General features: G+C 66.1%; 12 protein-coding genes. 9 read left to right on the top strand and 3 right to left on the bottom strand.

Annotation, left to right across the window (positions count from 1 at the left end; translation table 11 throughout):
* The first annotated feature begins 61 nt into the window (after nucleotides 1–61).
* From ABIB99_RS17120 to ABIB99_RS17085, 8 genes are all read left to right on the top strand, one after another.
* Nucleotides 62–1,558 carry a CoA-acylating methylmalonate-semialdehyde dehydrogenase gene (locus ABIB99_RS17120; RefSeq protein ID WP_063983817.1) on the top strand — a complete coding sequence of 499 codons (1,497 nt, stop codon included), beginning with the start codon at nucleotides 62–64 and terminating at the stop codon, nucleotides 1,556–1,558.
* Between the two features lie 23 nt (nucleotides 1,559–1,581).
* On the top strand, nucleotides 1,582–2,727 hold the full coding sequence (locus ABIB99_RS17115) for an isobutyryl-CoA dehydrogenase (RefSeq protein ID WP_354176745.1): 1,146 nt from the start codon (nucleotides 1,582–1,584) through the stop codon (nucleotides 2,725–2,727).
* Nucleotides 2,724–3,791, top strand: a complete 1,068-nt coding sequence (locus tag ABIB99_RS17110; protein WP_354176743.1) for an enoyl-CoA hydratase/isomerase family protein — start codon at nucleotides 2,724–2,726, stop codon at nucleotides 3,789–3,791. Before ABIB99_RS17115 ends, ABIB99_RS17110 begins: the two co-directional genes overlap by 4 nt.
* Before the next feature lie 24 nt (nucleotides 3,792–3,815).
* A complete protein-coding gene (gene mmsB / locus ABIB99_RS17105) occupies nucleotides 3,816–4,712 on the top strand; it encodes a 3-hydroxyisobutyrate dehydrogenase (protein WP_354117636.1) in 897 nt (298 codons plus the stop codon).
* Nucleotides 4,712–6,427 (top strand): AMP-binding protein, encoded by a 1,716-nt coding sequence (locus ABIB99_RS17100; protein ID WP_354176741.1) that lies wholly within the window; start codon nucleotides 4,712–4,714, stop codon nucleotides 6,425–6,427. The genes mmsB and ABIB99_RS17100 overlap by 1 nt, the downstream gene beginning before the upstream one ends.
* A complete protein-coding gene (locus ABIB99_RS17095) occupies nucleotides 6,428–6,907 on the top strand; it encodes a MaoC family dehydratase (protein WP_014495943.1) in 480 nt (159 codons plus the stop codon).
* 278 nt (nucleotides 6,908–7,185) lie between these two features.
* Nucleotides 7,186–8,103, top strand: coding sequence for an SDR family NAD(P)-dependent oxidoreductase (locus ABIB99_RS17090; RefSeq protein ID WP_071914878.1), 918 nt, complete (start codon nucleotides 7,186–7,188; stop codon nucleotides 8,101–8,103).
* A complete protein-coding gene (locus ABIB99_RS17085) occupies nucleotides 8,100–9,320 on the top strand; it encodes a BaiN/RdsA family NAD(P)/FAD-dependent oxidoreductase (protein ID WP_354177096.1) in 1,221 nt (406 codons plus the stop codon). The genes ABIB99_RS17090 and ABIB99_RS17085 overlap by 4 nt, the downstream gene beginning before the upstream one ends.
* Here ABIB99_RS17085 and ABIB99_RS17080 read toward each other — a convergent pair whose 3' ends face one another.
* Nucleotides 9,321–10,538, bottom strand: coding sequence for an MFS transporter (locus ABIB99_RS17080; protein ID WP_354176739.1), 1,218 nt, complete (start codon nucleotides 10,536–10,538; stop codon nucleotides 9,321–9,323).
* A 93-nt stretch (nucleotides 10,539–10,631) separates the two neighbouring features.
* Between ABIB99_RS17080 and ABIB99_RS17075 the strand changes: the two genes are divergently transcribed.
* A complete protein-coding gene (locus ABIB99_RS17075; RefSeq protein ID WP_071914874.1) occupies nucleotides 10,632–11,534 on the top strand; it encodes a LysR family transcriptional regulator in 903 nt (300 codons plus the stop codon).
* Here the strand turns inward: ABIB99_RS17075 and ABIB99_RS17070 are convergent.
* Entirely contained in the window at nucleotides 11,531–12,610 is a 1,080-nt protein-coding gene (locus ABIB99_RS17070) for a D-TA family PLP-dependent enzyme (RefSeq protein WP_354117515.1), read from the bottom strand. The two genes, ABIB99_RS17075 and ABIB99_RS17070, sit on opposite strands and share 4 nt — an antisense overlap.
* 3 nt (nucleotides 12,611–12,613) lie before the next feature.
* Entirely contained in the window at nucleotides 12,614–14,425 is a 1,812-nt protein-coding gene (locus tag ABIB99_RS17065) for an ABC-F family ATP-binding cassette domain-containing protein (protein WP_063983806.1), read from the bottom strand.
* Nucleotide 14,426: the final 1 nt, after the last annotated feature.

Genomic DNA, 14,426 nt, shown 5'->3' with positions numbered 1-14,426 from the left:
ATAAAATGCAGGTCGATAGGATTTGTCAAAGCGTTCACGCTCGACCTCAGGAGATCATTCCATGCGTTCAATCGGACATTTCATCGGTGGCAAGGAGGTCAAGGGCACCTCAGGCCGGACGGCGGACGTATTCGAGCCGATGACCGGTGACGTCCAGGCCAAGGTGGCGCTGGCGTCAAAGGCCGAGGTCCGCGCTGCCGTCGAGAACGCCCGCGCCGCGCAGCCGGAATGGGCCGCGACCAACCCGCAGCGCCGGGCCCGCGTCATGATGAAGTTCGTGGAACTGGTGCAGCGCGACTACGATAAGCTCGCCGAGCTACTCGCGCGTGAGCATGGCAAGACCGTGCCGGACGCCAAGGGCGACATTCAGCGTGGCCTCGAAGTCGCCGAGTTCGCCTGCGGCATCCCGCATCTGATGAAGGGCGAATACACCGAAGGCGCCGGCCCCGGCATCGACATCTATTCCATGCGCCAGCCGCTCGGCGTGGTCGCCGGTATCACGCCGTTCAACTTCCCGGCGATGATCCCGATGTGGAAGTTCGCCCCCGCCATCGCCTGCGGCAATGCCTTCATCCTGAAGCCGTCCGAGCGCGACCCCGGCGTGCCGATGATGCTCGCCGAGCTGATGATCGAGGCGGGCCTGCCGGCCGGCATCCTCAACGTCGTCAACGGCGACAAGGAAGCGGTCGACGCCATCCTGGATGATCCCGACATCAAGGCCATCGGCTTCGTCGGCTCCACGCCGATCGCGCAATACATCTACGAGCGCGCAGCCCAGACCGGCAAGCGCTGCCAGTGTTTTGGTGGCGCCAAGAACCACGCCATCATCATGCCCGACGCGGACATGGACCAGGCAGTCGACGCGCTGATCGGCGCCGGCTACGGCTCCGCCGGCGAGCGTTGCATGGCCGTCTCCGTCGCCGTTCCCGTCGGCAAGTCCACCGCCGACCGGCTGATGGAAAAGCTGATCCCGCGCGTCGAGTCGCTCAAGATCGGCACCTCGATCGATCCGTCCGCCGACTACGGTCCGCTGGTCACGCGCGAGGCGGTCGAGAAGGTCAAGAGCTACATCGACATCGGCATCAAGGAAGGCGCGACGCTCGCCGTCGACGGCCGCGGCTTCAAGATGCAGGGCTACGAGAAGGGGTTCTATCTCGGCGGTTCGCTGTTCGACAACGTCACCAAGGACATGCGGATCTACAAGGAAGAAATCTTTGGGCCCGTGCTCTCGGTCGTGCGCGCGCACGACTACAAGGAAGCGCTGGCGCTGCCGTCGGACCATGACTACGGCAACGGTGTCGCCATCTTCACCCGCGACGGCGATGCCGCGCGCGACTTCGCGGCCAAGGTCAATGTCGGCATGGTCGGCGTCAACGTGCCGATCCCGGTGCCGATCGCCTACTACACCTTCGGCGGCTGGAAGAAGTCGGGCTTCGGCGATCTCAACCAGCACGGCCCGGACTCGGTCCGCTTCTACACCAAGACCAAGACGGTGACCTCGCGCTGGCCGTCTGGCGTCAAGGAAGGTGCGGAGTTCTCGATCCCGCTGATGAAGTAACCCTCTCAAGAGCGAGGCCGGGGATGCAGTTCGCTCTGAACGAGGATCAGGTCGCGGTTCGCGACATGGCGTTGGCGTTTGCGGCCGAGAAGATCGCGCCGCACGCGTTGCGCTGGGACGAGGAAAAGCATTTCCCCGTCGACGTGATGCGCGAGGCGGCGACCCTCGGCATGGGCGCCATCTACATCCGCGAGGATGTCGGTGGTTCCGCCATGACGCGGTTCGACGCGGCGCTGATCTTCGAGGCGCTAGCGACGGGCTGTCCGACCACCTCGGCCTTCATCTCCATCCACAACATGGCGTCCTGGATGATCGATGCCTTCGGCAGCGACACCCAGCGCCACAAATGGTTGCCAAAACTCTGCTCGATGGAGCTGATCGCGAGCTACTGCCTGACCGAGCCGGGCGCCGGCTCCGATGCGGCAGCGCTGCGCACCCGTGCCGTGCGCGACGGCGACCATTACGTCCTCAACGGCCAGAAGCAGTTCATCTCCGGCGCCGGCGGCACGGATCTCCTTGTCGCCATGGTGCGGACTGGCGGTGACGGCCCCGGCGGCATCTCGACCCTCGTGATCGACGGCAACACGCCCGGCGTCTCCTACGGCGCCAATGAGCGCAAAATGGGCTGGAATGCGCAGCCGACCCGCGCCGTGATGTTCGAGAACGCGCGCGTGCCGGTCGCCAACCGCCTCGGCGAGGAGGGCATCGGCTTCAAGATCGCGATGGCCGGCCTCGACGGCGGCCGCCTCAACATCACCGCATGCTCGCTCGGCGGCGCGCAGACCGCGCTCGACAAGGCGCGCGCCTACATGAAGGAGCGCAAGGCTTTTGGAAAACGTCTCGACGAATTCCAGGCATTGCAATTCCGGCTCGCCGACATGGCGATCGAGCTCGAGGCCGCGCGCACCTTCCTGTGGCGTGCAGCGGCGGCGCTCGACCGCAAGGACCCCGATGCCACCATGCTGTGCGCGATGGCAAAGCGCTTCGGCACCGATGTCGGCTTCGAGGTCGCCAACCAGGCGCTCCAGCTCCACGGCGGCTACGGCTATCTCAGCGAATACGGTATCGAGAAGATCGTGCGCGATCTGCGCGTGCACCAGATCCTCGAAGGCACCAATGAAATCATGCGGCTCATCGTGGCGCGCAAACTGATCGAGGGCGCGCGATGAGTTCAGTGGAGGAGGGCGATCTGGTCGCCCGCGTCGAGGGTGCGGCCGGCGTGATCCGGCTCAACCGCCCCAAGGCCATCAATGCCGTGACGCTGGAGATGTTTCGGGACATCGAGACCGCGCTTGACCGCTTCGAGGCTGATCCGGCCGTCGCCGTGATCCTGCTGGAGGGGGCCGGCGAGCGCGGCCTGTGCGCCGGCGGCGATATCCGCACGCTCTGGGAAAGCTCGAAGGTCAACGGCGACCTCGGCAAGATCCTGTGGCGCGAGGAGTACATCCTCAACGCCCGGATCAAGAAGTTTCCGAAACCGTATGTCGCGTTCATGGACGGCATCGTGATGGGCGGCGGCGTCGGGCTCTCCGCCCATGCCAGCCACCGCGTCGTCACCGACCGCACCAGGCTCGCGATGCCCGAGGTCGGGCTCGGCTTCTTCCCCGATGTCGGCGGCACCTTTCTGTTGTCGCGCTCGCCGGGCGAGATCGGCACGTATTTCGGCCTGACCGGCCAGACCATGAACGGGCCCGATGCGATCCACGCGAGGTTCGCCGATGCCGTGGTGCCGGCCGCCAAATGGCCGGAGCTGCGCAACGCGCTGACGAAGGTTGGTCAGGGGGCGACTGCGGCCGACGTGAGCAAGCTCATCAACGGTTTTGCGACTGGTGAGACAGCGGGGCCGGTCGCCGCGAAAGAGCCTGTTATCGACGCGCTGTTCGGCTTCGACCGCATGGAGGACATCGTCGCTGCGCTCAAGCGCGACGGCTCCGAATTCGCGCAGGCGACGCTGAAGACGCTCAACGAGAAATCGCCGCGCGGCATGGTGGTGACGCTGAAGCTGCTGCGGCTCGCGCGCGCCGCATCGAGCCTGGAAGAGTGCCTGGTGCGCGAGTATCGCGCCGCGCTGGAGGTCTTCCGCAGCGACGATTTCCGCGAAGGCGTGCGCGCGGCCGTGATCGACAAGGACCGCAATCCGACCTGGTCGCCGCCGCGCATCGAGGACGTGACGCCGGCGATGATCGCGCCGTATTTCGCCGAGATCGGCGCCGACGAGCTGAAGTTCAACTAAACAACGAAACGTCTAGCGGAGGATATCGATATGGCCACGATCGCATTCATCGGTCTCGGCAACATGGGCGGCCCGATGGCGGCCAATCTGGTCAAGGCCGGCCACAAGGTCGTCGCGTTCGATCTCGTCGAGGCCTCGCGCGCGCAGGCCAAGGCCGATGGCGCCGGCATTGCCGACAGCGCCGCGGGTGCAGTGAAGGGAGCCGATGTCGTCGTCACCATGCTGCCGGCTGGCAAGCACGTGCTTGGCGTCTGGAGCGAGGTTGTTCCGGCCATGGCCAAGGGCGCGCTGATCATCGACAGTTCCACCATCGACGTCGAGAGCGCGCGTCAGGCGCATGCGCTGGCGGCCAAGCACGGCGTGCTCTCGGTCGACGCGCCGGTGTCCGGCGGCACGGGGGGTGCCAAGGGCGCGACGCTCACCTTCATGTGCGGCGGCGAGGAGAGCGCGTTCGCGGCGGCAAAGCCCGTGCTGGAGAAGATGGGCAAGAAGATCGTGCATTGCGGCGGCGCCGGCGCCGGGCAGGCGGCAAAGATCTGCAACAACATGATCCTCGGCATTTCCATGATCGCGGTCAGCGAGGCCTTTGCGCTCGGTGAGAAGCTCGGGCTCTCGCATCAGGCGCTGTTCGACGTCGCCTCGACCTCGTCGGGCCAATGCTGGTCGCTGACGACCTATTGCCCGGTGCCGGGCCCGGTGCCGACCTCGCCCGCCAACAACGATTACAAGCCGGGCTTTGCCTCGGCGCTGATGGTGAAGGATCTGACGCTGGCGCAGGACGCCGCCAAGGCCGCGGGCGCGGCCACGCCGCTCGGCAAGCATGCGCAGGAGATCTATCAGTCCTTCGATGCCGCCGGGCAGGGCGGGGTGGATTTTTCCGGAATTATCAAGCACGTTAGGGGGCTAGCCGGGAAAGCCTAATGACGACATTTCAGGACGCGCGCGCGTTTCTGCTTAAACACCGCACGGATTACGAGACAGCGGTCAAAGACTTCCGCTGGCCCGATCCAGTTCCCTTCAATTGGGCGCTCGACTGGTTCGACGAGCTCGCGAAGGATGCGGACGCCAAGGACCGGCCCGCGCTCTGGATCGTCGATGCCGCACAGGACAAGCAAACCAAGCTGTCTTTCGCGGCGCTCTCGCAGCGCTCCAACCAGGTCGCAAACTTCCTCCGCGCGCAGGGCCTGAAGCGCGGCGACCACCTGCTGCTGCTGCTCGGCAATGTGGTGCCGTTGTGGGAGACGATGCTGGCGGCGATGAAGCTCGGCGTCGTCGTGATTCCCGCCACCACGCTGCTCACCGCGGACGAGCTGCGCGACCGGCTCGATCGCGGCAAGGCGAAGGCGGTGGTCGCGGCGCAAGACCAGGTCGCGAAATTCGCAAGCCTCGGTGCTGAGAATATCGTCCGCATCGTCGTCGGTGCGGCCTCCGATGGCTGGCTTGCCTATGACGAGGCAACGAAGGCTTCGGAGAGCTTTACGGCTGACGGTTCGACCAACGCCGACGACCCGATGCTGCTCTATTTCACCTCGGGCACCACGGCGAAACCAAAGCTGGTGCTGCACAGCCAGCGCAGCTATCCCGTCGGCCATCTCTCGACCATGTACTGGATCGGGCTGAAGCCCGGGGACGTCCACCTCAACATCTCATCGCCCGGCTGGGCCAAGCACGCCTGGAGCTGTTTTTTCGCGCCCTGGAATGCCGGCGCGACCGTGTTCGTGGTCAACCAGCCGCGCTTCGATGCCAAGGGTCTGCTCGCCACCATCGGCCGCTGCGGCGTCACCACGCTGTGCGCGCCGCCGACGGTGTGGCGGCTGTTCATCCAGGAGAACCTTGCGGCGTTCAAGGTGAGCTTGCGCGAGGTCTGCGGCGCCGGCGAGCCGCTCAATCCTGAAGTGATCGACCAGGTGCAGGCCGCCTGGGGTCTCACCATCCGCGACGGCTACGGCCAGACCGAGACCACCGCACTGGCCGGCAACTCGCCGGGCCAAAAGATCAAGGTCGGCTCGATGGGCCGGCCGCTACCGGGCTATCGCGTGCAGGTCAGCGACGCCGACGGCCATCCTGCGACGGAGGGCGAGGTGGCTCTGGTGCTGGGTGCTGACCGTCCGGCCGGCCTGATGCAGGGCTATCAGGGCGACGACGGCAAGCTTTCGGGCGCGGAAGGCGCGCTCTACCGCAGCGGTGACGTCGTGTTCGCGGACGAGGATGGCTATCTCACCTTCGTTGGCCGTTCCGACGACGTGTTCAAATCCTCCGATTATCGCATCAGCCCGTTCGAGCTCGAGAGCGTGCTGCTCGAGCATGAGCTCGTCGCAGAAGCTGCGGTGGTGCCGAGCCCGGACCCGATCCGGCTCGCGATCCCCAAGGCCTTTGTGCTGCTGACATCAGGTGCGGAGCGCTCGCCCGAGACCGCGCTCTCGATCTTCAGGCATCTGCACACGCGCCTTGCGCCGTTCAAGCGCATCCGCCGCCTTGAAATCGTCACCGAGCTGCCGAAGACGATCTCGGGCAAGATCCGCCGCGTGCAGCTCAGACGGCTGGAGCGCGACGACGACCGCAACGATCCCCTGCGCGGTCGCGAATTCCGGGAAGAGGATTTTCCGGAGCTGCCGAAAACACGGAGTGAGACCTAAGTGAACGAAGTCTGGAAGAAGCCGCCGATTTCCCTCGAAGCCTATCAGGCCATGGTCGGCAAGGAGATCGGCGTGTCGTCGTGGCACCTGGTCGACCAGCCCCGCATCGACACCTATGCCGACGTGATCGAGGATCACCAGTTCATCCATGTCGATCCGGAGCGCGCGAAGAAAGAGACCGCCTTCGGCACCACCATCGCCCACGGCTTCCTGACGATGTCGCTGCTGTCGATCATGTCGTACGAGGTGATGCCGGTCATCGCCGGCACCACGATGGGCGTCAATTACGGTTTCGACAAGCTGCGCTTCATCTCGCCGGTGCGCTCGGGCAAGCGCGTCCGCGGCCGTTTCGTGTTGGCCGAAGCCAAGCTGCGCAAGCCCAACGAGTTGCAGTCCCGCACCAACGTCACGGTGGAGATCGAGGGCGAGGACAAGCCGGCGCTGGTCGCCGACTGGCTCGGGTTGATCTATTTCGCCTGACTCGATGCGTCGTTGCCGGGCTTGACCCGGCAACCCATCGCTGCTCAAAAGCTGACCAAATCTCGTGCGGAGCGCTCTTACCCTCTCCCCCTGTGGGAGAGGGTGGCTTCGCGGAACGCGAACCGGGTGAGGGGTATCTCTCCACGAGCTCGGCTGCCGAGAGATACCCCTCATCCGGCGCCGTAGCCGACGCTACGCGCCGGCGTATTTCTAGGACGGCGGCCGTAGGCCGCCTATGCCACCTTCTCCCACAAGGGGAGAAGGAAGAAAGGAAGCACATGGCAATCAGGTTCGACGGACGTGTCGCCATCGTCACCGGCGCGGGTAATGGCCTCGGACGCGCGCATGCGCTGGGGCTGGCCAGCCGCGGCGCAAAAGTCGTCGTCAACGATTTCGGCGGCGCGCGTGACGGCAGCGGCGGCTCGCTGTCGCCGGCCGAAGCCGTCGTTGAGGAGATCCGTAAAGCCGGCGGCACCGCGATGGCCGACGGCGCCGACGTCTCCAATTTCGAGCAGGTCACCGCCATGGTGGAGCGCGCCACCAAGGAGTGGGGCAGCGTCGACCTGATGTGCGCCAACGCAGGCATCCTGCGCGACAAGTCGTTCGGCAAGATGGAGGCCGCCGATTTCCAGAAGGTGCTCGACGTGCATCTCGTCGGCACCTTCTATTGCTGCAAGGCGGCCTGGGCCGGCATGCGCGACCGCAATTACGGCCGCATCGTGCTGACGACCTCGTCCTCCGGCCTCTACGGCAATTTCGGCCAGGCCAATTACGGCGCGGCCAAGTCTGGCATGGTCGGCCTGATGAACGTGCTGGCGGAAGAGGGCCGCAAGACCGACATCCGCGTCAACATCATCTCGCCGACCGCGGCGACCCGCATGACGGAAGAGCTGCTGCCGCCGCAGGCGCTGCAACTGATGAAGCCGAACGCGATCACGCCCGCTGTCGAGTACATGTTGAGCGAGGACGCACCGACCCGCACCATCATGGGCGCCGGTGCCGGCTCCTTCGCCGTGATCAAGATTGTGGAGAGCGAAGGCATCAACCTGCCGGAATCCGAATGGACGCCGGATGCGGTCGCCGCGCATTTCGCCGAGATCAGCGACATGTCGAAAGCGAAGGCGCTGCAGGGCGCGTTCGAGCAGACGCAGAAATACGTGGCGCAGGCCGCGGCACGGGCGGGGATCAAGCTCTGACTGACATCGTCGTCATCGGCGCCGGTCCCGCCGGGCTGATGGCGGCGGAGGTGCTGGCGCAGGGCGGCGCCCGCGTCAGTGTCTACGACGCCATGCCGTCCGCGGGCCGCAAATTCCTGATGGCCGGTCGGGGCGGGCTCAATCTCACCCACAGCGAGCCGCTGCCGCAGTTCATGGCGCGCTATCGCGAGGCGGCGCCGATGCTGCGAGCGGCGATCGCAGCGTTTTCGCCGGATGCGTTGCGCGTCTGGAGCGATGCGCTGGGGGAGCCGACCTTCGTCGGCAGCAGCGGGCGCGTGTTTCCAAAGGCGTTCAAGGCCTCGCCCTTGCTGCGCGCCTGGCTGCGGCGCCTCGATGCCGCCGGCGTGCGGTTCGCGTTTCGTCATCGCTGGACCGGCTGGGACGGTGAGGGGCGGTTGCTATTTCGCACCACCGATGGGCAACGGCCGATTGAAGCCAAGGCCACAGTCCTCGCGCTCGGCGGCGCAAGCTGGCCGCGGCTGGGCTCCGACGGCGGCTGGGCCGATATCCTTGCGTCCAAAGGCGTGGCGGTCTCAAGGCTGCGGCCGGCTAATTCCGGCTTCACCGTCGCATGGTCCGACGTGTTCCGCGACCGCTTTGAGGGCCAGCCGCTCAAGGGTGTGGCGCTGACGATCGGGGCGCATACGGTGCGCGGCGAAGCCATGATCACGCGCAGCGGCATCGAAGGTGGCGCCATCTACGCGTTGTCGGCCGAGCTGCGCGAGGCGGTGCTGGGTCTTGGGCAGGCGACGCTGACGATCGCATTGCGGCCCGAGCTCGACGTCGCCGCGCTGACCACGCGGCTATCAGGCACGCGCGGCAAGCAATCGCTCGCAAATTTCCTGCGCAAGGCGGCGCAGCTGTCGCCGGTCGGCATCGGCCTGATGCAGGAGGCCGCCATCGCATCCGGCCGGCCGCTGGCGTTGTTCTCGCCGGCGGAGCTTGCGAAGCTGATCAACGCCATTCCCGTTCAGCTCACCGGCGTTGCCCCGATCGAGCGCGCGATCTCGACGGCGGGCGGGGTGACCTTCGACGAACTCGATGACCACTTCATGCTGCGAAAGCTGCCCGGCGTGTTCGCCGCCGGCGAGATGCTGGACTGGGAGGCGCCGACCGGCGGCTATCTGTTGCAGGCGTCGTTTGCGACGGGGGCGGCGGCCGGAAGGGGCGTGTTGCGATGGCTCGCGTCGTCCTGATCACGACGTGCCGGTCCTGGTCAGAAGATCGGTGAGAAGACCTAGCACACCAAAGCTCGCCGCGACCACGCAGACAGCGGTCCAGCCGCCAAAACTCCAGGCCAGCGAGGCCGCTGCGGAGCCGACGCCGCCGCCGATGAAGAACAGCGCAACGAACAGGCCGTTGATGCGGCCGCGCGCCTCGGGGTGCAGCAGATTGACGGCGCGGCGGCCGAGCGTCTGGTCGGCGGTGATGCCGACGTCGAGCAGGATCGTGCCGAGGCTCAATACCAGCAGTGCCGCCATGCGGGACTCCATCGCACCGGCCACGGCGCAGAGCGCGAGCGAGCCGATGATGAGCAGATGCGCCACAAGAAACAGCGGGCGCGCCCAGCCCTTATCGCCCCAGCGGCCAGCGAGCGGTGTCGCCGCGGCGCCTGCGACGCCGATCAGCGCGAAGGCCGCGATGCCCTTGGAGTCGAGGCCGAATGGCGCCTCCGGCAGGCGGAGCGCGACCGCCGACCAGAAGGCGGTGAAGGAGGCCATGACCAGCGATGCGGTCCAGGCCCGCACGCGCAGCACAGGTTCTTCCCGCAGCAGCTTTGGGAACGAGCGGAGCAATTCGCCGTAGCCGACGCGGGCTGCCGGTCGCAGCGTCGGCAGATAACGGCCGAGCGCACCCGCGAGGAACGTCATCAGGATGGCTGAGGCGAGATAATAGGCACGCCAGCTCCAGAGATCTGCGATCAGGCTCGCTGCTGGCCGCGACAGCAGGATGCCGATCATCAATCCACTCATGACTTCACCGATGGCCTGGCCGCGACGCTCGGGCGCCACCATCGAAGCCACGAGCGGAACCATCATCTGGATCGCGGCGCAGGAGGCGCCGAGAACGAACGTGGCGAGCAATAAAAGCGACGGCGTCGGCGCCAGCGCCGTTGCCAGCGCCGCGAAGATCGCGCAGCCGAGCGTGCGCAGGATCAGGCGCCGGTTCTCGATAAGATCGACCAGCGGCACCAGCAACAACAGGCCGAGCGCATAGCCGAGCAGCGTTAGCGTGCTGACGAGGCCAGCCTGCCAGGCGGTCATGGCCAGCGACCGGCCGATCAGTCCAACCAGGATCTGCGGCGCGAACAAATTGGTGACGACGACGCCGGTGGTGATGGCGCCGAGCCAGATCAGGGATCGCTCGGCAAGTTGCTTCGGGGATGCGTGCTTGGTGGTTTCGGAGATGGTCATGGGACCTCGCGGGCAGGGTACGGGGTCCCCTTTAAGCGGGGTGACTAATATGCTACAATTCAATTAAGCCTATAAAGAATATGCGAGTTCGTTATGAATACCCATGACCTTGTCGCCTTCGTCGCTGTGGTCGAGACCGGATCAATCGTTGCCGCCTCGACGCGCCTCAATCTCACGCAGCCTGGCGTAACCCGGCGCATCCAGAATCTCGAGGAGATGCTGGGCGCGCAGTTGTTGGACCGCCTGTCGAAACCGTTGAAGCCCACGGCCGCAGGTCGTGAGGCCTATGAGCAGGGCCGGCGCCTTCTTCGGATGCTGGACGACCTCAAGTCAGGCGTCGCCAATGACGGCGTTGTACGCGGCGAGTTCAGGCTCGGCCTCACGCCGTTTCTCTCCGAAGCCGGACTCAGCGCGCCGCTCGACGCGGTGCGTGCCGAATTTCCGGCACTGAGCGTGCGCGTCGTCTCGGGCTGGTCGCCCAACCAAGTCGAGCGGGTCAGCCGCAACGAGCTGGATGCCGCCGCGATCTGCCTGCCTGACGGGGCAACGCCGCCTGCCGATCTCGTCGCCGACGATCTCGGGTCGCAGCCGGTGGTGTTCGTCGTCGCGCGCGACATGAAGATTCCGCGCACCGTCGACCTGGAGCGCCTGTCGCAGCTCTCGTGGGTGATCAATCAGGACGGTTGCGGATTTCGCGACACACTCAAGCGTCGCTTCGATGCAGAGCATTTACCGTTCACCGTCGCTGTGGAGGCGCTGGACAGCGAGCTTCGGCTGTCGCTGGTGTCACGCGGTCTGGGCGTCGGCCTGGTCACGCCGATCGGGCTGAAGCGCAGCGCATTTCGCGACAAGCTCAAGCCGGTCGCTGCGCGGGAGTTCAATCCCGCCGTCCGCGCATGGCTGGTGCATCGCCCGCCGGCCGGGCGACTGACTCGCCCGATTAACCTGTTCCGCGACGGACTGGATCGGGAGCTGCAAACTCTAATTCGCGCCTAGCGCAGCTTCCCGCGCGCGGCCACCGGCAGCGTGCCGATGATCTCATCGCCGCGCACCATCACGACCTCGTCCATCATGTTGACGACGACGCAGACGTGATTGGGCACGATGCGGACGACGTCGCCGACATTGGGGCGCGTGTTGCTGCGGGAGAGGTCGAGGAAGCCGTGTTCTTCCGCGAAGCGCGCAATTTTGGCCTCGGGGTGCTCCAGGATCAGGCCGTGGCCGTCGAGGCCGCCGGTGTCCGTCGTCAGCGTCTTCGAGCCGGCGTCCAGAATGCCGCGCTCGGGTGCGGCGCGGCTGACGACGGTCGAATAGATGTGCAGCGCGCAATCGTCCCAGGTGGCGGAGCCGGCCGCGACCTGCATGCGGTCGTTGTAGATATAGGTGCCGAAGCGATGTTCGGTGCCGCCCTTGAGCTTGCCGAGATTCTTCAGGTTCGGCGTGCCGCCAGTCGAGACGATTTTGGCGTCCAGTCCGTGCGCGCGCACGCCGGCCAGCGCCTCGTCGTAGAATTTCTGCGCGTCGGCCCAACCGGTCTCGGTCGGGTACAGCATGAAGCCGGCGAATTCGAGCCCCTTGGACCCGGCGATCTCGCGGGCCAGCGCAATCGCCTCAGCCGGGGTCTCGACGCCCGCGCGCTTGCGCCCCGTATCGCATTCGACCACGACCGAGAGCGGACGACCCGAGGCTGCGGCTGCCTTGGGCAGGCCGGCGACGACCGTCGAGTTATCGGCAGCGACCGTCATGTTCGCCTTCGCCTGCAGCGCGCCGAGGCGCGCCATCTTCTCTTCGCCGAGCAGATTGTAGCTGATCAGGATGTCGTCGATGCCGGCATTGGCCATGATCTCGGCCTCGCCGAGCTTCTGGCAGGTGATGCCCTTCGCGCCGGCCGCAACCTGCAGCTTGGCGATCGTCGGGTTCTTGTGCGTCTTGATGTGCGGCCGGTTGGCGACACCCGCATCGTCGCAGGCCTTCTGGATCCGTGCGATGTTGCGCTCGACCCGGTCCATGTCGATGACGGCGCAGGGCGTGCCATATTCACGGGCGATTTTGGCGGCGAGGGGAGTGGTCATGAGTTAAGCCTGTTCAATCTCTTCGCGGAGCATTTCCAGTTCGAGCCAGCGCTCTTCGGCGGCGGACAATTCGTCGTGCGCCTTGGCGATGGAGGCGGAGGTGTCGTCGAATTTCTTGCGGTCTTTGGTGTAGAGATTGGGATCATCAAGGAAGCGCTGCAGCTTGGCAATGTCGGCGTGCAGGGTCTCGATCTTCTTCGGCAGCGTTTCCAGCGCGTGCTTCTCGTTGAAGCTCAACCGACGTTTTGCCGTGGCGGGCGGAGCAGCCAGCCGCTCCTCTTTCTTCTCCGCGGGGGCTTGCGCCTTCGTCGTCTCGCGCTTGAGATCGGCACCGCGCTGCGCCAGCATGTCGCTGTAGCCGCCGGCATATTCGGTCCACTTGCCGTTGCCTTCGGGTGCGATCACGGACGTGACGACGCGGTCGAGGAAGTCGCGGTCGTGGCTGATCAGGATCACGGTGCCCTCGTAGTCGCCGAGCATGTCCTCGAGCACGTCGAGCGTCTCGAGGTCGAGATCGTTGGTCGGTTCGTCCAGCACCAGCAGGTTCGAGGGCTTTGCCAGCGCGCGCGCCAGCATCAGCCTGCCGCGCTCACCGCCCGAGAGCACCTCGACAGGCGTGCCGCGCTGCTCCTGGGCGAACAGGAAGTCCTTCATGTAGCCGACCACATGCTTCGGTTTGCCGCCGACCATGATCTGGTCGCCGCGGCCGCCGGTTAGCGCCTCGGCCAGCGTCGACTTGGGATCGAGGCTTTCGCGGTGCTGATCGAGCGTGGCCGTCTCAAGATTGGCGCCGAGCCGCAAGATGCCGGAATCAGGCTCCGCGCCGCCGGTCAGCAGGTTGACCAGCGTGGTCTTGCCGGCGCCGTTCGGTCCGACGATGCCGAGCCGGTCGCCGCGCTGGATGCGGGTGGAAAAATTGTCGACGATCACGCGGTCGCCGAAGGCCTTGGTGATGCCCTTGGCCTCGATCACCAGCTTGCCGGATTGCTCCGCTTCGGACGCAGCGAGACTGGCGGTGCCGGCCGTGCCGCGATAGTTGCGGCGCTGGTCGCGCAGTGCATGCAGATTGCCGAGCCGCTTGACGTTGCGCTTGCGGCGGCCGGAGACGCCGTGGCGCAGCCAGTGCTCCTCGTCGACGATCTTGCGGTCGAGCTTGTGTTGGTCGCGCTCTTCCTCGGCGAGCACCTCGTCGCGCCAGCTCTCGAACGAGGCGAAGCCACGATCGATCTGCTTGATCTTGCCGCGGTCGAGCCATGCGGTCGAGCGCGAGAGATTGGTGAGGAAACGGCGGTCATGGCTGATGATCACCAGCGCGCCGCGGCGGCTGTCGAGCTCCTTTTCCAGCCATTCGATGGTGGAGAGGTCCAGATGGTTGGTCGGCTCGTCCAGCAGCAATATGTCGGGCGAGGGCGCCAGCACGCGTGCCAGCGCGGCACGGCGGGCCTCGCCGCCGGAGACGTTGGCCGGGTTCTCGTTGCCGGTAAGCCCGAGCTGCTCCACGAGGTAGCGTGCCTGGTACGGGTCGTCGCCGGGCGCGAGGCCCGCCTCGACATAGGCGAGCGTGGTCTTGTGGTCGCCGAAGTCAGGCTCCTGCGGCAGATAGCGAACGGTGGCGCCCGGCTGCACGAAGCGCGTGCCGCCGTCGGGCTCGACGAGGCCGGCTGCGATCTTCAGCAGCGTCGACTTGCCGGAGCCGTTGCGGCCGATCAAGCAGACGCGCTCGCTCGGCGCGACGTTGAGCTCGACGCCGCTCAGCAGCGGCGTGCCGCCAAAGGTGAGCTTGATGTCTTTGAGTTGGATCAGGGGCGGCGCCATG

The organism is Bradyrhizobium sp. LA6.1 (assembly GCF_040547805.1).
Taxonomy (GTDB): domain Bacteria; phylum Pseudomonadota; class Alphaproteobacteria; order Rhizobiales; family Xanthobacteraceae; genus Bradyrhizobium; species Bradyrhizobium barranii.
The sequence above is the reverse complement of the archived record's forward strand: the minus strand, read 5'-3'. Positions and strand labels throughout refer to the sequence as shown.